Annotated in this window: 20 protein-coding genes; 14 read left to right on the forward strand and 6 right to left on the reverse strand. The window is 69.8% G+C overall.

Annotated elements, in window-relative coordinates:
- The first annotated feature begins 8 nt into the window (after window positions 1–8).
- The 13 genes from ACIBK4_RS40740 to ACIBK4_RS40800 all read left to right on the forward strand — a co-directional run bounded on the left by ACIBK4_RS40740 (window position 9) and on the right by ACIBK4_RS40800 (window position 11,617).
- The gene (locus ACIBK4_RS40740; RefSeq protein ID WP_399003505.1) at window positions 9–1,259 is read left to right on the forward strand and encodes an alginate lyase family protein; all 1,251 of its coding nucleotides are present in this window, start codon (window positions 9–11) and stop codon (window positions 1,257–1,259) included.
- A 118-nt stretch (window positions 1,260–1,377) separates the two neighbouring features.
- Complete coding sequence (locus ACIBK4_RS40745; RefSeq protein WP_352181201.1) at window positions 1,378–1,488, forward strand: putative leader peptide; 111 nt, start codon at window positions 1,378–1,380, stop codon at window positions 1,486–1,488.
- A gap of 68 nt (window positions 1,489–1,556) precedes the next feature.
- Window positions 1,557–2,441, forward strand: coding sequence for a glutathione S-transferase C-terminal domain-containing protein (locus tag ACIBK4_RS40750; RefSeq protein ID WP_399003508.1), 885 nt, complete (start codon window positions 1,557–1,559; stop codon window positions 2,439–2,441).
- A gap of 118 nt (window positions 2,442–2,559) precedes the next feature.
- Complete coding sequence (locus tag ACIBK4_RS40755) at window positions 2,560–2,709, forward strand: hypothetical protein (RefSeq protein ID WP_266777327.1); 150 nt, start codon at window positions 2,560–2,562, stop codon at window positions 2,707–2,709.
- 142 nt (window positions 2,710–2,851) lie between these two features.
- On the forward strand, window positions 2,852–3,832 hold the full coding sequence (locus ACIBK4_RS40760; RefSeq protein ID WP_399003510.1) for an amino acid ABC transporter permease: 981 nt from the start codon (window positions 2,852–2,854) through the stop codon (window positions 3,830–3,832).
- Window positions 3,829–4,626, forward strand: a complete 798-nt coding sequence (locus ACIBK4_RS40765; protein ID WP_399003512.1) for an amino acid ABC transporter ATP-binding protein — start codon at window positions 3,829–3,831, stop codon at window positions 4,624–4,626. Before ACIBK4_RS40760 ends, ACIBK4_RS40765 begins: the two co-directional genes overlap by 4 nt.
- Window positions 4,627–4,697: 71 nt before the next feature.
- The gene (locus ACIBK4_RS40770) at window positions 4,698–5,723 is read left to right on the forward strand and encodes an ABC transporter substrate-binding protein (protein WP_399003514.1); all 1,026 of its coding nucleotides are present in this window, start codon (window positions 4,698–4,700) and stop codon (window positions 5,721–5,723) included.
- A 79-nt stretch (window positions 5,724–5,802) separates the two neighbouring features.
- Complete coding sequence (locus ACIBK4_RS40775; protein ID WP_399003516.1) at window positions 5,803–6,567, forward strand: GNAT family N-acetyltransferase; 765 nt, start codon at window positions 5,803–5,805, stop codon at window positions 6,565–6,567.
- A 47-nt stretch (window positions 6,568–6,614) separates the two neighbouring features.
- Window positions 6,615–6,704, forward strand: coding sequence for a putative leader peptide (locus ACIBK4_RS40780; protein WP_399003518.1), 90 nt, complete (start codon window positions 6,615–6,617; stop codon window positions 6,702–6,704).
- Window positions 6,705–6,778: 74 nt separating this feature from the next.
- Entirely contained in the window at window positions 6,779–7,999 is a 1,221-nt protein-coding gene (locus ACIBK4_RS40785; protein ID WP_399003520.1) for an LLM class flavin-dependent oxidoreductase, read from the forward strand.
- 19 nt (window positions 8,000–8,018) lie between these two features.
- Entirely contained in the window at window positions 8,019–9,392 is a 1,374-nt protein-coding gene (locus ACIBK4_RS40790; protein ID WP_399003521.1) for an NtaA/DmoA family FMN-dependent monooxygenase, read from the forward strand.
- Entirely contained in the window at window positions 9,389–10,468 is a 1,080-nt protein-coding gene (locus ACIBK4_RS40795; RefSeq protein WP_399003523.1) for an LLM class flavin-dependent oxidoreductase, read from the forward strand. The genes ACIBK4_RS40790 and ACIBK4_RS40795 overlap by 4 nt, the downstream gene beginning before the upstream one ends.
- A gap of 15 nt (window positions 10,469–10,483) precedes the next feature.
- Window positions 10,484–11,617, forward strand: coding sequence for an LLM class flavin-dependent oxidoreductase (locus ACIBK4_RS40800; RefSeq protein WP_399003525.1), 1,134 nt, complete (start codon window positions 10,484–10,486; stop codon window positions 11,615–11,617).
- Here ACIBK4_RS40800 and ACIBK4_RS40805 read toward each other — a convergent pair.
- Complete coding sequence (locus tag ACIBK4_RS40805; protein WP_399003526.1) at window positions 11,596–11,970, reverse strand: hypothetical protein; 375 nt, start codon at window positions 11,968–11,970, stop codon at window positions 11,596–11,598. The two genes, ACIBK4_RS40800 and ACIBK4_RS40805, sit on opposite strands and share 22 nt — an antisense overlap.
- A 49-nt stretch (window positions 11,971–12,019) precedes the next feature.
- Between ACIBK4_RS40805 and ACIBK4_RS40810 the strand changes: the two genes are divergently transcribed.
- Window positions 12,020–12,469: a GNAT family N-acetyltransferase gene (locus ACIBK4_RS40810; RefSeq protein ID WP_399003817.1), complete on the forward strand. Its 450-nt coding sequence runs from the start codon at window positions 12,020–12,022 to the stop codon at window positions 12,467–12,469.
- Here the strand turns inward: ACIBK4_RS40810 and ACIBK4_RS40815 are convergent.
- The 5 genes from ACIBK4_RS40815 to ACIBK4_RS40835 form a co-directional block, all read right to left on the reverse strand.
- On the reverse strand, window positions 12,444–13,529 hold the full coding sequence (locus tag ACIBK4_RS40815; RefSeq protein WP_399003528.1) for a phosphotransferase enzyme family protein: 1,086 nt from the start codon (window positions 13,527–13,529) through the stop codon (window positions 12,444–12,446). The two genes, ACIBK4_RS40810 and ACIBK4_RS40815, sit on opposite strands and share 26 nt — an antisense overlap.
- Window positions 13,526–14,287: an ABC transporter ATP-binding protein gene (locus ACIBK4_RS40820; protein ID WP_328827072.1), complete on the reverse strand. Its 762-nt coding sequence runs from the start codon at window positions 14,285–14,287 to the stop codon at window positions 13,526–13,528. Before ACIBK4_RS40820 ends, ACIBK4_RS40815 begins: the two co-directional genes overlap by 4 nt.
- Window positions 14,284–15,057, reverse strand: a complete 774-nt coding sequence (locus tag ACIBK4_RS40825; protein ID WP_366433474.1) for an ABC transporter permease — start codon at window positions 15,055–15,057, stop codon at window positions 14,284–14,286. Before ACIBK4_RS40825 ends, ACIBK4_RS40820 begins: the two co-directional genes overlap by 4 nt.
- Window positions 15,054–16,082: an ABC transporter substrate-binding protein gene (locus tag ACIBK4_RS40830; RefSeq protein WP_399003531.1), complete on the reverse strand. Its 1,029-nt coding sequence runs from the start codon at window positions 16,080–16,082 to the stop codon at window positions 15,054–15,056. Before ACIBK4_RS40830 ends, ACIBK4_RS40825 begins: the two co-directional genes overlap by 4 nt.
- Before the next feature lie 129 nt (window positions 16,083–16,211).
- A complete protein-coding gene (locus ACIBK4_RS40835; protein ID WP_399003533.1) occupies window positions 16,212–17,132 on the reverse strand; it encodes an ABC transporter substrate-binding protein in 921 nt (306 codons plus the stop codon).
- Window positions 17,133–17,250 lie beyond the last annotated feature (118 nt).

A 17,250-nucleotide genomic window follows, 5' to 3' on the forward strand; every position in this document is an offset into this window, starting at 1 on the left:
GCACAGCGATGAGCCGCACTTCCCCCCACGAGCACCTCCGCAGAACAGAGTTGAGCCGCCGAGGTCTGCTGAAGACCGCCGGCGGCCTCGGCGCCGCCCTCGCTCTGGGCGGCGCCACCGTGGCCACCACCGCACACGCGGCACCGGCGACCTTCACCCACCCCGGCATGCTGCACAACGCCGGTGACATCAACCGCGCCAAGGTCAGGGTCGCGGCGGGAACCGACCCCTGGCTCTCCGGCTGGAACAGGCTGACCGCCAACTCCCACTCCCAGTCCACCTGGACGAACCGGGCGACGGCGACGATCATCCGAGGCGGCACGGGACAGAACTACAGCCTCCTCTACAACGACATCGCCGCCGCCTACCAGAACGCCCTGCGCTGGAAGGTCGGCGGCACCGAGGCCAACGCGGTGTGTGCCGCGAACATCCTCAACGCCTGGTCCACGACGCTCACTTCGATCGGCGGCGACGCCGACCGGTTCCTCGCGGCCGGTCTCTACGGCTGGCAGTTCGCCAACGCGTGTGAACTCATGCGGGACTACTCGGGGTTCGACCTCGCCGCCGCGCAGGAGCTGATGGCGAACGTCTTCTACCCGATGAACAACAGCTTCCTGACCAACCACAACGACGCCTGCATCACCAACTACTGGGCCAACTGGGACCTGTGCAACATGGCGTCCGTGCTGGCCATCGGGATCCTCAACGAGGACTCCGCCAAGTACGACCAGGCCGTCACGTACTTCAAGTCCGGTGCGGGCAACGGCTCGATCGCGCACGCGGTGCCGTATCTGTACACCGACGCGGACGGCTACGCGCTGGGCCAGTGGCAGGAGTCCGGCCGCGACCAGGGCCACACCGTCATGGGCATGGGGCAGATGGGCGCGATCTGCGAGATGGCCTGGAATCAGGGCGACGACCTGTACTCGTACGACAGCCGTCGCTTCATGAAGGCCGCCCAGTACGTCGCGAAGTACAACAGCGGGAGCGACGTGCCCTTCACCACCTACACCTGGGGCACCGGGCAGAGCTGCGCCCAGTCGTCCCAGACGGTGATCTCCTCCGCCTCGCGCGGCCAGATCCGGCCGGTGTGGGCGATGCTCCACTTCCACTACAACCGGCGTATCGGCCTCGACGACAAGTACATCTCGGCCATGTACTACGACCTCGTCGCGCCCGAGGGCGGGGGAGGTGACTACGGCTCCGACAGCGGCGGCTACGACCAGCTCGGCTTCGGCACGCTGATGTACGCGAAGTAGCGGCGCCGGGGTGTCCACGGGGCGGGCGGTCGGTGCCCGGTCCGTGGACGCCCTCTTGACCCCGGGTCGCGGCGGATCGACACTCCAGTAGGGAATCCTAGTGAACAGGTAGGGAAACATGGGGCTTGAGCCGGTCACCACTCGTCGCGTGGGCCGTTCGCCTCTTCTGACCTCCCGCCGTCACATCGACCTGCTGCGGGTCTGCAGCGCGCTGAACCCCCTGCGCTGAACCCCCGTCCTCCGCACGACGACGCTTCCGCCGCGCGTACGTCCACGCGCCCGTACCCGGGGAGTCCCATGTCCAGCACCCCTCTCGCCGCCATCCCCTCACCCCGCTCCACCCCCACGTTCCGGGGCCGGATCGGGAGCGACGCGCGCAGCGGGCACTACGCCGTGCCGCGCCGCTACCGCCTCCACCTGTCCACCGCCTGCGCCGACGGACTGCGCATCGCCGTCACCCACAGCCTGCTCGGCCTCGACGAGAGCTGTCCGGCCGTGTTCCTGTCCGCCGTACCCGACTGTCCGAGTGGTGGACACTCCGCACTGCGCCCGCTCTACGAGGCGAGCGCGCACCGCTATTCAGGACCCGCCGCCGCGCCGGTCCTCAGCGACGACTGGTCCGGCCGCATCGTCAGCACCCACGCCCCCGACATCACACGCGACCTCGCCCGCCACTTCGGCCAGAGCGGACCGCAGTTGTACCCGTGCGGCGCCGAGTCGGAGATCGAGGCCGTCGAGCGGCTGTGCGCACAGGGCATCGAGGACGCGGCGCAGCGCGCGGGCGCGGCCGGGGTCGAACAGGAAGAGCGGGACGAGGCGCTCGGCCGACTGCTGGAGACGCTCGGTTCACTGGACCGCTGGCTCGACGGCCGCGAGCACATGATCCGCGACGAACTCACCGCCGCCGACGTCGAGTTGTGGGTGTCCCTGGTGCAGCTGGACACCGTGCACCGCAACCACCTGGACGCTGCCGCCGTCCAGCGCATCGCCGACCACCCCCACCTGTGGGCCTACGCCCGCCGCCTGGCCGCCCACCCCGCCTTCGGCACCCACCTCGACCTCGACGGCATCGCCCGCCGCCATCACGCGCACTGCCGGGGCCTGGAGGCCGCCGGCGCCGCTGTCCAGATCCTGGACTGGGCGGCCCACGCGGCGGACGAATCCGGGGCTTGCCGCAGCTGAGGGGCCTTCCCGGCCGTCCACCTGATGGACTGTCGTTGACAGTCGAACAAGTATCTGACTTACTACCGCTTCAATGAGCGCGAGGCCCTTCAGGGCCGGAACGGCAACGGTGACGGACATGTACGCAGCTTCGAGGACGGCCACGCGCCGCTCCCACGGCTGCGTACTGCCGTACGCGAACCCGCTGGTCGAGGACCGCGCCGTCGATCTCCTGCGCGTGAACAGCGCACTGTGTACCGCACCGGGCTGTGCCCGCTGTCGAGGCTGACGACTTCGCCCAAGAGTCTCCCAGCTCTTCCCGTTGGTCCTTCCAGCCCCCGGTCCGTGCGTTCCTCGCCGTGAACGTCTCCTCCGTCACGCCCAGGTGCCGTGGTCCAGGGTGCTGCTCCCACTCCCGCCGGAGCCCCCTCATGAGTGAACCCCCAGGCACCACCGTGTCCCTGGCCGAGGCACCGTCCGCCGACGCCCCGTCAAGAACCCTCACAGCGCAGCGGGTTCAGCCCCTGCGCCGACCCGGCCGCTGGATCGTCACCCTCGTCGTGCTGGTCGTGGTCGCCCAGTTCGTGCACGGCCTGGCCACCAACTCCTTCTACCAGTGGGACCGCTTCGGCTACTGGTTCCTGCGCCCGACGATCCTCGACGGACTCGTCATCACCCTCCAAGTGGCCGCGCTCAGCGCCGTGTTGGGCCTGGCCGGCGGCATCCTGCTCGCCCTGGCCCGGCTCTCGAAGAGCCCGGTCCTGCGCGCCGTGAGCTGGACCTACGTCTGGGCACTGCGCTCGATCCCGCTCATCGTGGTGCTGATCTTCCTCTACAACTTCAGCGCCCTGTACAAGACGCTCAGCATCGGCGTCCCCTTCGGCCCCGCCTTCTTCTCCTTCGACGAGTCGAAACTCGCCACCGACATGGCCGTCGCCGTCGTAGGACTCAGCCTCAACGAAGCGGCGTACGCGGCCGAAGTGGTCCGCGGCGGCATCCTCTCCGTCGACCAGGGCCAGCACGAGGCGGCCTCCGCCCTCGGCCTGCCCAAGGGCTACCAGTTCCGCAGGATCGTCTTCCCGCAGGCCCTGCGCTCCATCACCCCGAACTACGTCAACCAGCTGATCGGCCTGATCAAAAGCACCTCACTGGTCTTCTACGTCTCACTGCTCGACCTCTTCGGCTCCGCGCAGACGATGGGCTCCACCTACCCCGGCGACATCGTGCCGCTGCTCCTGGTCGTCACCGTCTGGTACCTGATCCTGACCAGCGTGGTCTCCGTCGTCCAGTTCTACGTCGAGCGGCACTACGCCCGCGGCGCCACCCGCACCCTGCCGCCCACCCCGTTCCAGAAGCTCCGCACCGGCCTCAGCGATCTGCGGGCCCGCATCCGTCGGGAGACCGCGCTGTGACCACGCACACCACCGAACCGCTGACGGAGATCGTCCCGGCCGCCGTCGAGGTGCACGACGTGCACAAGTGGTATGGCGCCCACCGGGTCCTGGACGGCGTCGACTTGACCGTACGACCCGGCGAAGTCACCGTGATCCTCGGCCCGTCCGGCTCCGGCAAGTCCACCCTGCTGCGGGTCGTCAACCACTTGGAGAAGCCGGAGATCGGCTACGTCAGCGTCAACGGCGAACTGATCGGCGTGAAGCAACAGGGCGGTCGGCTCAAGGAGTTGAGCGAACGGGCCATCCTCGCGCAGCGCAGCCGGATCGGGTTCGTCTTCCAGAACTTCAACCTCTTCCCGCATCTGACCGTCCTCGACAACGTGGCCGCCGCCCCCGTCGCCACCGGCCGGCTCAGCAAGCCCGAAGCCCGGGAACTGGCACGGGAGTTGCTCGGCCGCGTAGGTCTCGGTGAGAAGACCGGCGCCTACCCCCGGCAGCTCTCCGGCGGCCAGCAGCAGCGCGTCGCCATCGCCCGCGCGCTCGCCCTGCGCCCCGGCGTCATCCTCTTCGACGAGCCGACCTCCGCCCTCGACCCCGAACTCGTCGGTGAAGTCCTCGCCGTCATCAAGGACTTGGCGACCAGCGGCACCACCCTCGTCATCGTCACCCACGAGATCGGCTTCGCCCGCGAGGTCGCCGACCGGGTCGTCTTCATCGACGGCGGAAAGATCGTCGAGCAGGGCCCGCCGCACGAGGTCCTCGACAAGCCGCAGCACGAACGGACCCGCGACTTCCTCAGCAAGGTCCTCTGAACTCCCGTACCACCGCGCCCACTTCCACGCCTTCGCCTCCTCCTTCCCGAACACCGAACCTAGGAACAGCCATGTCTCCGCTCAGCCTTCGCAGCCGACTCACTCGCGGACTCACCGCGGGAACCGTCCTCGCTTCCCTCGCCGGCGGGCTCGCGGCCTGCGGCGGCGACAGCGACGCGGCCACCACCACCGACACCGCCGCCGGCACGGTCACCGTGGGTGCCCTCTCGAACGGCGCCGCCCAGCAGACCACCGTCAAGGTCTCCGAAGTGAAGTCGATCAGCGCCGAGTTGCCCAAGTCCGTAGCCAAGAGCGGGACGTTGGAGATCGGCCTCGGCTTCCTGCCCGCCGGCTCCCCGCCACTCGGCTACGTCGGTTCCGACCAGAAGACGGTCACAGGCTCCGAGGCCGACATCAGCCGCCTGGTCGCCGCCGTCCTCGGTCTCAAGCCCGAGCTGAAGAACTCGACGTGGGAGAACCTCTTCATCGGCCTCGACAGCGGCAAGGTCGACGTCGCCTTCTCCAACGTCACCGACACCGAGGAGCGCAAGGCGAAGTACGAGTTCGCCTCCTATCGCGAGGACAACCTCGGCTTCGCAGTGGCCGCGAGCGACAAGTGGAACTTCGACGGCAACTACGAGAACCTCGCCGGCAAGACCGTCGCCGTGGGCTCCGGCACCAACCAGGAGCGGATCCTCCTGGAGTGGAAGAAGAAGCTGGCCGCCGAAGGCAAGAAGGCGCTCAGCGTCAAGTACTTCCAGGACAACAACAGCACCTACCTCGCGCTGGCCTCCGGGAAGATCGACGTCTACCTCGCCCCGAACCCCTCGATCGCCTACCAGGTCGCCTCCACCAAGGGCACCGCGAAGGCGGTCCGCGACGCGGGCACCTACTCCGGCGCCGGCTCCTCCCTCCAGGGCCTGATCGCCGCCACCGCGAAGAAGAACAGCGGCCTCGCCAAGCCCCTCGCTGACGCCATCAACTACCTGATCAAGAACGGGCAGTACGCCAAGTGGCTGGCCGCCTGGAACCTCTCCAACGAGGCCGTCGCCAAGTCCGAGGTCAACCCGCCCGGACTGCCGCTGAGCGACTCCTGACCCACCCTCTCCGCAAGGGGACCCCGCCGCGTCACGGCGGGGTCCCCGCCCGTGCGACCAGTACCGGAGCCGTCACCCGATGTCTGCCACCGCCAGTATCGAAACCACCACCTCCACGTCCCACGTTCTGGACAACCCCGCCTGGGCCGCCCTCACCGGCCCGCACGCCCACTTCGCCGAACGCGTCGGCCGAGCCGCCCGCTACCCCGTCGACGTCGCCGGCTTCCACGCCATCACCGACAACGACGACCCGCGCGCCTGGGCGGACCTGGCCGCGCTCGTCGGTCCCGGCGGCAGCGCCGCGGTGCGCGGGGTGAGCGAGACCCCGGACGGCTGGGAGATCGTCCGCAGCGGACAGGGTGTCCAACTCGTGGACACCGGGCTGCGGGCCGAACCCGACCCCGAGGCCGTACTCCTCGGCGCCGAGGACGTCCCCGAGATCCTCGACCTGGTCGCCCGCACCGAACCCGGCCCCTACCTGCCCCGCACCGTCGAACTGGGCACTTATCTCGGCATCCGGCACGAGGGCCGCCTCGTCGCCCTGGCCGGCGAACGCCTCCACCCGCCCGGCTGGACCGAGATCAGCGCCGTGTGCACCGACCCCGCCCATCGCGGCCGGGGCCTCGCCACCCGCCTGGTCCGCGCGGTCGCCGCCGGCATCAAGGAACGCGGCGAGCACCCCTTCCTGCACGCGGCGGCCGGCAACACCAACGCGATCCGGCTGTACGAGTCGATCGGCTTCACCCTGCGCGCCCGCACGGTCTTCTCGCTCGTCCGGCGTACCGGCCGGACTGCCGCCGCCGATCCGCGAGAATCCGCCGCCGATCCGGAAGAAACGGCATAGCCGTGCCGTTGCCCCTTACGAAGCCGGATTCCGTGGAGGTGGAGCACATGTGTGGCGCGTCCATCGTCCTGGTGCGTCTCACCACGCGGCCCCACATCGACCTGCTGCGCACGGCCGGCGCGCTCTGTTGCTCCTGACCCGTTGCCCCAGCCGTCGTACCGGCATCTGACCGGATCGGCGATCTCGTACGGATCTCCAGGAAGGCACCACCGTGTCCCCAACCAGCTCCACCCCCCTCCACCTCGCCGTCGCCCTCGACGGCACCGGCTGGCACCCGGCCTCCTGGCGCGAGCCGGTGGCCCGGCCCCGCGACCTGTTCACCGCCGCCTACTGGGCCGACCTGGTCGCCGAGGCCGAGCGCGGGCTGCTCGACTTCGTGACCTTCGAGGACGGCCTCGGCCTCCAGTCCTCGCACTACGGCGAGCTGGACGGCCGCACCGACCAGGTCCGCGGCCGCCTCGACGCCGTGCTCGTCGCGGCCCGCATCGCACCGCTGACCAGCCACATAGGCCTGGTCCCGACGGTGGTGTCCACGCACACGGAGCCGTTCCACATATCCAAGGCGATCGCCACCCTCGACTACGTCAGCACCGGCCGCGCGGGTCTGCGCGTGCAGCTCTCCGCCCGCCCGCACGAGGCCGACCACTTCGGCCGCCGCACGTTCCCGCCGATCAGCCTGGAGAGCCTGCGGACCGAGGCCGGGCAGGAGCGCCTCGCCGAGCACTTCGACGAGGCCGCCGACTACATCGAGGTCGTGCGCCGCCTCTGGGACAGCTGGGAGGACGACGCCGAGATCCGGGACGTCGCCACCGGCCGCTTCGTCGACCGCGACAGGCTGCACTACATCGACTTCGAGGGCCGCCACTTCAGCGTCAAGGGCCCCTCCATCACGCCCCGGCCGCCGCAGGGCCAGCCGATCGTCAGCTCCCTGGCCCATCAGACCATCCCGTACCGGCTGGTGGCCCGTGCTACCGACATCGGCTACGTCACCCCGCACGACACCGACGACGCGCGGGCGATCGTCGCGGAGATCCGTGCCGAGCAGCAGACCGCCGGACGCGCCGACGAACTCCTGCACATCTTCGGCGACTTGGTGGTCTTCCTCGACGACGACGAGGCCACGGCGGTGGCCCGCCGCGAACGCCTCGACGCCCTCGCGGGGGAGCCGTACACGAGCGACGCCCGCATCTTCGCGGGTACGCCCGCTCAACTTGCCGATCTGCTCCAGGAGTTGCAGGAGACAGGCCTGACCGGCTTCCGGCTGCGGCCCGCCGTCGCCGGGCACGATCTCCCGGCGATCACACAGAAGTTGGTCCCCGAACTCCAGCGCCGGAACGCCTTCCGCCGCGCCTACGAGGCCGACACCCTGCGCGGACTGCTGGGGCTCGCCCGCCCCGCCAACCGCTACGCCGCTGCCGCAGCCACCGCCTGAGCCGGAGGGACCGTACGACATGAGCAAGCCCCTGAAGCAGATCCACCTGGCCGCCCACTTCCCCGGTGTCAACAACACCACCGTGTGGAGCGACCCGGCGGCCGGCAGCCACATCGAGTTCAGCTCCTTCGCGCACTTCGCACGCACCGCCGAACGCGCCAAGTTCGACTTCCTCTTCCTCGCCGAGGGGCTGCGGCTGCGCGAACAGGGCGGCAAGATCTACGACTTGGACGTGGTCGGCCGCCCCGACACCTTCACGGTCCTCGCCGCGCTCGCCGCCGTCACCGAACACCTCGGTCTGACCGGCACCATCAACTCCACCTTCAACGAGCCCTATGAAGTGGCCCGCCAGTTCGCCAGCCTCGACCACCTCTCCGCCGGTCGCGCAGCCTGGAACGTCGTCACCTCCTGGGACGCGTTCACCGGCGAGAACTTCCGGCGCGGCGGCTTCCTGCCGCAGGACGAGCGCTACTCCCGGGCCAAGGAGTTCCTCGCCACCACCCAGGAACTCTTCGACTCCTGGCATGGCGACGAGATCGTGGCCGACCAGGCGACCGGGACCTTCGTGAGCGACGCCAAGGCGGGCGCCTTCGTCCACCAGGGCCAACACTTCGACATCCAGGGCCAGTTCAACGTCCCGCGCTCCCCACAGGGCCGCCCGGTGATCTTCCAGGCGGGCGACTCCGACGAGGGCCGCGAGTTCGCCGCGTCCAGCGCGGACGCCATCTTCAGCCGGTACAGCACCCTCACCGAGGGCCAGGCCTTCTACGCCGACGTCAAGTCCCGCCTCGCCAAGTACGGCCGCAGGTCCGACCAGTTGCTCATCCTCCCCGCCGCGACCTTCGTGCTCGGCGACACCGACGCCGAGGCCGAGGACCTGGCCAAGGAAGTGCGCCGCCAGCAGGTCAGCGGCGCCACGGCCCTCAAGCACCTGGAGTTCGTCTGGAACCGGGACCTGTCGTCCTACGACCCGGACGGCCCGTTGCCCGAGATCGACCCGGACGTCAGCGACAACCACATCTCCAAGGGACGCGCCCAAGTCCGCATGTACCGCGACCCGTTGGCGACCGCCCGCGAGTGGCGAGAGCGGGCGGAGGCGAACGGCTGGTCCATCCGCGACCTGGTCATCGAGACCGGCAACCGGCAGGCCTTCATCGGCTCCCCGTCCACGGTCGCGAAGACCATCAACGACTTCGTGCAGGCCGACGCCAGCGACGGCTTCATCCTCGTCCCGCACATCACTCCGACCGGCCTCGACCCGTTCGCCGACAAGGTGGTCCCGCTCCTCCAGGAACAGGGCGTCTTCCGCACCGAGTACGAGGGCCCGACCCTGCGCGACCACCTCGGCCTGGCCCACCCCGACGACGTGCGCGAGGAACGGGCGGCATCGTGAAGTTCCTCGCGATCACCCTCATCGTCCACCGCCCCGACCCGATCACGGGCATCCAGAAGCCGACGCACGAACGCTTCCGCGAAGTCCTCGACAACGCCCTGCTGGCCGAGGAGTTGGGCTTCGACGGCTTCGGCGTGGGGGAGCGGCACGAGCGCCCCTTCATTTCCTCCTCGCCGACCGTCGTCCTCAGCCACATCGCCGCGCTGACCCGCCGCATCCGCCTCTTCACGGCGGTCACCACGCTGAGCCTCCTCGACCCGGTCCGGGCCTACGAGGACTACGCCACGCTCGATCATCTCTCCGGCGGGCGCCTCGACTTGATCATCGGCAAGGGCAACGGCACCGCCCAGCGCGACCTGTTCCACGTCACACCCGAGGACCAGTGGGAGCGCAACGCCGAGAGCTACGAGGTGTTCCGGCAGCTCTGGCGCCAGGACAAGGTGACGGCGAAGACGCGCTTCCGCCCCGAACTGAAGGACGCGGAGGTGTGGCCGAGGCCGTACCAACAACCCGTCCGCGTCTGGCACGGCAGTGCGACGAGCAAGGAGAGCGTCGACCTGGCCGCCCGCTACGGCGACCCGCTGTTCTCCGCGAACGTCACCAACCCCATTGAGCCGTATGCCGAGTTGATTCGCTACTACCGCGAGCGCTGGGAGCACTACGGCCACGACCCGGCCGACATCGCGGTGGGCGCGGGCACGGCCGGCCTCTACGTCGCTCCGACGACCCAGGAGGCGCTGACCGCGTATCGGCCGATCTTCGAGAGCAACCTCGCCTTCCAGAAGCAGGTGGGCCTGCCCATCGTCTTCGAGACCCTGGAGGACTACGTCGAGCGCAGCTCCGCGCTGATCGGCAGCCCGCAGCAGGTCATCGACAAGGTGCACCGCTACCACGAGCAGTTCGGGCACACGGTGCTCCATCTCCACGCGGACGCAAGCGGCTTGACGGACAGTCAGCACCGGGCGTCGCTCGAACTCTTCCAGTCGGCGGTGACTCCGGTGCTGCGCAAGGACATCCCGGACCCGCCGTTCGCCTGGGGACCGGTCCTGCCCGAGCCCGCCCCCGCCGGCCACTGAGGAGTGAGCGAGCACATGTCCATCCCTCTCGGCGTCCTCGACCTGGTCCCCATCTCCTCCGGCTCCACCGCGCCCGAGGCCCTGCGCAACTCCATCGAACTCGCGCGCAGGGCCGAGGAGTTCGGGTACGCCCGCTACTGGTTCGCCGAGCACCACCTCAACCCCGGCGTCGCGGGCACGTCCCCCGCGGTGGTCCTGGCGCTGACAGCCGCCGCGACCTCCACGATCAGGCTCGGCTCCGGCGCCGTCCAACTCGGCCACCGCACCGCGCTGTCCACGGTCGAGGAGTTCGGCCTGATCGACGCGCTCCACCCCGGCCGCTTCGACCTGGGCCTGGGCCGCTCCGGCGGCCGACCGACACCCCCACTCCCGACGGCGACCCCGATCGTCGACGGCCGAGCCCCCAACGGCCTGCGCATCCCGCCCCGTTTCTCCTTCGAACGCCTCCTCGGCTCACCCCGAATCGCCCTCCAACGCAAACTGCTCCTGCTGCCCGACGCCAAGTCCCAGGACTACGGCGACCAGATCGACGACGTCCTCGCCCTGCTGGCCGGCACCTACCGCTCCCCGGAGGGCGTCGAGGCGCACGTGGTCCCGGGCGAGGGCGCCGATGTCGAGGTGTGGATCCTGGGCAGCAGCGGTGGCACCAGTGCCGAGGTAGCGGGCCGCAACGGCCTCCGCTTCGCGGCGAATTACCACGTCAGCCCCGCCACGGTCCTTGAGGCGGCGGACGGTTACCGCGCCGCGTTCCAGCCCTCCGACTTCCTCGACAAGCCGTACGTCACCGTGTCCGCCGACGTCGTCGTGGCCGAGGACGACGCGACGGCCCGCGAACTCGCCACCGGCTACGGCCTGTGGGTGCGCTCCATCCGTACGGCGGAGGGCGCCATCCAGTTCCCCACCCCCGACGAGGCACGCGCCCACGTCTGGACCGACGAGGACCGCGAGCTGGTCCAGGACCGCGTCGACACCCAGTTCGTCGGCTCACCCGGCCAGGTCGCCGACCAACTGGAGCAGCTTCAAGAGGCCACGGGCGCCGACGAGTTGCTCATCACGACCATCACCCACGACCACACGGACCGGGTCCGCTCGTACGAACTGCTCGCCCAGGAATGGCGTCGGCGGGGTCACTCCTCCCAGTCGAGCTGATGCTCCGGGGTCCCCACCGACCGCCCGTACGCGACGGCTTCGGCGCGGGCCGCTTGATCGCCGCGCCGATACCGGAACACCTTCCCGGCGAAAACGACCACCCGCTCGTCCCCGGCCGTGAAGTCCGCGTACCAGCCGTTGTCCGGCTCCAACGCATTGGCGAGCGCCTCCGCGATCCGACCGGCGGCACCATCGTCGTCGGTCTCCCAGTGGACGAACGTCCAGGCGTCGGGCTGCCCGGCCGTCGCGCTCGCCGAGTTGTCGACCCGCTCGACCTTCCGTATGCGCAGTCCGTGCGGCGCGAACACGGCACCGGGGCGCAGGCTTTCACCGAGAACGTAACCCGTGATCATGACCCGTCTCCTTCTCGACTCCGTACGGCTCTCTGCCATGATCGATGTCATGGACGTCCGTATCGAACCCGCCGATGTCACCGACCTCCACCAGGTCCTGGAGGACCACGCACGCTACTGGGGAGAGCGTGACCTTCGCGCCCTCCATCTCACCGCGCTGGTCCAGGAGTTCGGGTCCACCTGTCTGGTCGCCCGCGCCGACGACGGCATCCGGGGCTACCTCTTCGGGTTCGTCACGCCCAGCCACACCGGGTACGTACACCTGGTGGCCACCCGGGACGACGCACGTGGCACCGGTCTCGGCCGCGACCTGTACTCGGCCTTCATCGAGGCAGCCCGGCGACAGGGCGCGGTCCGCCTCAAGGCCATCACCTCGGTCACCAACGAGGGTTCGATCGCCTTCCACCGCACCCTCGGCTTCGACACGCACACCGTGGAGGACTACGACGGCCCGGGCCGACCCCGCGTCGTCTTCACCCGCGAGCTGCCACCCCGCTAGCACCGCACAGGTCCACCAACCGCTGCCCGTTCTCCCCGGCGAACCACTCCGCGTGTCCCACGTAGTACTCGTACGCCAGCCGGGTGTTCTCCGCCGATCGCGTCACGCCGTGGAAGTAGCCCAGCTCGGAGAGCGCGAACTCGGCGTGGACCAAGGGGAGTAGCGCGGGGAGTGCCTTCGACTCGGCGGGGCTGAGCGGGCGTACGGACTGGTAGCCGGTGAGGAGTGCGAGCGCGTCTGCCTCGCGAACCGGGAAGCCGGGCTGGAGCCACTGGACCGTGTTGCGTTCGATGGCCGTGGCCAGGTCGTGGACGGCAGTTGTGCGGTCGCTCATGCCGAAGTCGAGAGCCGTCGCGACCGAACCGTCCTCGTTCCAGAGGAGGTTGGAGGCGTGCCAGTCGTTATGGGTCCAGAGCGAGGTCAGGCCGGGGAGGTGCGGGGCCAGTTCCTCGTACAGCGGGAGCAGGGCGCGGCTCGTGTCCTCCCGCCACGGGAACTCCGCCAGCCCCTTTGCCAGTTGGGGGCGTTCCTCCACATAGCGCTCCAGCTCCGCCTCCGGATCGGCCGAGGCGAACACCGTGAACGACGCGACCAGCGGCTGCACTTGGCGGCGCGGGGCGTCGAAACCCTCCGCCGCCAGGTGCAGACGGGCCAACGCCTCGCCTGCCGCCCTCGCGTGGGCGGGGGAGCGGAACGGGGACCAGGACAGGGCGTCGCGGTAGAGGTCGATGCCGACTCCGGCCGAGTGCACCTCGTACGTCCACTCGCCGCGCGTCGCCTGGTCCAGCACCTCGACGACCGGGGCGCCGCGCAGCCGCAGGTGTCGTAGGAAGGCGTGTTCCTCGGCCAGGCCCTCTGTCGTGCGGACGGAGACGTGGTGGCGCTTCACGAACAGGCGGCGGTTGGAGCGTTCCACGACGGCCGCCGCCGACAGGGGGCGGGGGCTGCGCCAGATCACCCGGGCCGGGCCGACGATGTCCGTGGCCTCGGTGTCCGTCAGCGGGGGCCAGTCGGGTTCGACCGGGTCGGTGCCCAGGCCGTGGGCGAGGTGTGAACTCATGCTGTGCGCACCGCCGTTGTGCCGCGCAGGGCGTCCAGGACGCGGCGTTCGGTGGACGCGAAGTCCGGGTTGGTGAAGTCGTCGGCGCCGCGCGGGCGGGCCAGCGGGACCTCGACGCGGTCCACGATCGTGGCCGGGCGTGGGGAGAGGACGTGCACGGTGTCCGCGAGCAGGACCGCCTCGCGGATGTCGTGGGTGACCAGGACGACCGTCCAGCGGTGGCGTTGCCACATGCCGGCCAGCCACAGCTGCATCTCGGTGCGGGTGAGGGAGTCGAGCGCGCCGAAGGGTTCGTCGAGCAGGAGGACCGGGCGTTCCAGGACCACCGTGCGCAGCAGGGCCGCTCGTTGCCGCATACCGCCGCTGAGTTGGGACGGGTACGCCTTCTGGAAGCCGTCGAGGCCGAAGTCCGGGAACAGAGCGTCGGCCCGGCGCCGTGCCTCCTTCTTCCCAACTCCCTGTGCTTCAAGGCCCAGTGCCGTGTTGTCGAGGACGGTCCGCCAGGGGAAGAGGAGGTCCTTCTGCGGCATGTAGGCCACCTTGCCGGACTCCACGCCGGCCGGTTCGCCCTCGACCAGGACCCGGCCCGACGTCGGGCGGTCCAGGCCGGAGACCAGGTTGAAGAGGGTGCTCTTGCCGCTGCCGCTCGGGCCGATCACGGCCGCGAACTCACCCGGTTCCACGGCGAGTTCGAGGTCCCGGAGGACCTCCAGTGGGCCGAAGGACTTGCCGACGCCCTCGATACGCAGACTGCTCATGACGCCTTGTCCTCCTTCAACGCCCGCTCCCACGGCAGGACCAGCCGTTGCAGCAGATAGGTCGCCCCGAACAGGGCGATGCTCAGCGCGGCCGTCACCGCGACCGCCGCGAAGACCAAGTCCGTGCGGAACGCGCTCTTTTGGGCCTGCATATAGATCCCGAGGCCCGCCTCCGCACCCGCGTACTCGGCGAAGACGGCGCCGACGACGGCGTAGGTGATGCTCACGCGCAGCCCGGCGAAGAAGTACGGCATCGCGCTCGGCACCCGGACGAGGCGGAACGTCCGCCACCTGCCCGCACCCAGGGAGCGCAGCAGCCGCATCGCCTCACGGTCGGTCGCCGCGAAGCCCGCCGCGAGGTTCGCGGCGAGCGGGAAGAACGTCGTCAGGGTCACCACCAGCATCTTCGGCAGCAGCCCGAAGCCGAACCAGATGATCAACAGCGGTGCCACGGCGACGATCGGGATGGTCTGCGAGGCGACCAGTAGCGGGTACAGGCCCCGGCGGGCCGCCGAGGAGAAGTCGAGGAGGACGGCGACCAGCCAGGCCGCCGCGAACGACAGGGCGAAGCCGAGCAGTGTCTCCTGGAGGGTGGGGAGCGTCTGGTCCCACAGGTCCTGGCGGTTCAGCCAACCCTGTTCCACGACCCGGGCGGGGGAGGGGAGCGTGGTGGGATCGACTCCGGCGGCGGTGACGTACAGCTGCCAGCCGCCGAGGAGCACGGTCAGGACGAGGAGCGGCGGCCACAACGACCGCAGGAGCGGCCTCACTTGGCGTCCGGGAGATATGCGTTGGTGAAGAACGTCGACGCCTTCGGGGTGGACGTCAGCTTCTTGCCGTTGGCGTCGACCAGCAGGCCCGCCTTGTACTCGAAGTCCGCGAAGGCCTGCCAGCGCGCGGCGCTCTGCGTGCCGATCGAACCGTCCGTGCCCTTGTAGTACTCCTTGGCCAGCAGCGCCTCGCTCTCCTTCACCAGCTTGGTGTTGGTGAGGACGCTCTTGTTCGCCGAGATCAGCAAGTCGGCTGCCTGGGACGGGTGTTCGGCGGCGTAGCGGTACCCCTTGTCGACCGCCGCCAGGAACTTCTTCGCGAGCTCCGGGTTCTTCTTCAGGAACTGGTCCGAGGACGCGACGAGGGTCGAGTAGATCGCCGGGAAGCCGTAGTCGGAGAGCTGGAAGTTCTTCAGCGGCTTGCCGTTCAGCTCCGCCTCCAGGCCCTCCCAGGTCGGCATCGGCATCGCGAAATCGGCCTTGCCGGCGTAAAGCGCCGCGTACGCCGAGGTGTTGAGGGTGACCTGCTTGAAGTCGCCCTTGCCGCCCGCGTTCTGGATCACCTTCTGGAGCAGTGGCTTCTCGTACGGGGCGCCGAAACCCGCGTACGTCTTGCCGTCCAGGTCTTTCGGCGAGGTGATGTCGTCGCGGTCGGCGCGCACCGCGATCGTCACGTCCGTCTTCTGCGTCACCGCGTAGACGGAGGTGATGTCCTGCCCGGCCGCACGCGCGGTGGTGACGCCCTCCTGGTACGAAATGCCGAAGTCCGCCTTGTGGTTGGCGATCAGCGTCTCGGGCGCGGTCGAACCGTACGGCACGATCTTGAGGTTGATCCCGGCTGCCTTGAACCAGCCCTTGGCCTGGGCGACGTAGATCCCGGTGTGGTTGGTGTTGGGCGTCCAGTCCAGCGCGAGGGTGACGGTCGTGGTGCCGTCCTTCGCGGCGGCCGTGGAGTCGGCGGAGCAGCCGGTGACGGCGAGAAGGGCGGTCGCGGCTATGGCGGACAGGGCGGTACGGCGATGCATGTCGGGTCCTTCGAGGGGTGGGAGGGCTGGCGGGTCGGTCCGGTCACGGCCGACACAGCGCGCTGCCCACCCTCATGAAGTCGACGGCGAGGCGCCGGGTCAGCGACCTCGCCTGGCAGGCCAGGGTTCTCATGTGGCCACGTCCAGCAGGCCGTTGGTGAAGGACCGCGCCCAGTCCCGGTCGTCCGGGATCGCGCCGTTCTCCGCGAGCCAGTGCGCGTACGGACCCATCCGGCCCTCGTCGATGACTCCCCAACGGCCGTCCGCGTCCGTCCAAGTGGGCGCGATGAGTGCCAGGGAGCGGGCGATCAGCGGGCGCGGGAAGTACGGGATCACCTGCTCCAGCAACTCCAGCGTGGCGTCCGGCTCTTGGGCCGCGGCCGCGTAGCCGCGTGCGGTGACGGTGAGGAAGTCCCGTACGAGGGAGGGGTGTTGGGCGAGGAGCGTCTCGTTCGTGCCGAGCAGGTAGCTGTGGTAGCGCGGGGCGCCGATCTCGTCGACCGGCCAGGTCAGGCGCTGCTCTTCGGGGAGATCGCCGCGCAGGGCGTCCCAGGACCAGTAGTTGCCGAAGGTCGCGTCCGCCTCGCCCGCCGCGATGTCGTCCACGGTCAGCTCGCGGCTGCCCGCGTCCACGCTGATCACGGCGTCCGGGTCGCCGCCGTCCGCCGCGACCAGGTGGCGCACCATGGCCCGGCCGCGCGGGGTCGGGTTGTAGGCGATACGGCGGCCGGCCAGCTCGCGGGGGCGGGTGATCCCGGTCGACGTGGTGGTCTGGATCGCCTCCAGGCCCCGGTGGTTGATCGCGGACACGGCGATCAGCGGCTGGCCGTGCTCCGCGCGCCGGGCCAGCAGCCGGTTCGGCGGGAAGATCCCGAAGTCCACCTCGCCCCGGGCCAGGTACTCCAGCGTGTCCCCGCGTCCCGGATCCTGGACCACCAGCTCGACATCCAGGCCGGCCTCGGCGTACCAGCGGCGGGCACGGGCGACGTACAGACCGGCGGAATTCGGCCAAGGGTGGAAATAGTCCAGCATGACCCGTATGTGCGGCATGGAGGTGCTCCGGGAGGTGCGCAGGCGTGACGGCGCCTGAAGGGAGAGGGGAGGGGGTGCGCGGAGGCGGTGGATCAGTGCGTGCGACAACAACAGGAGCGGCGCGCACGGGTGTTGA

Source organism: Streptomyces sp. NPDC050528 (assembly GCF_044457795.1).
Taxonomy (GTDB): domain Bacteria; phylum Actinomycetota; class Actinomycetes; order Streptomycetales; family Streptomycetaceae; genus Streptomyces.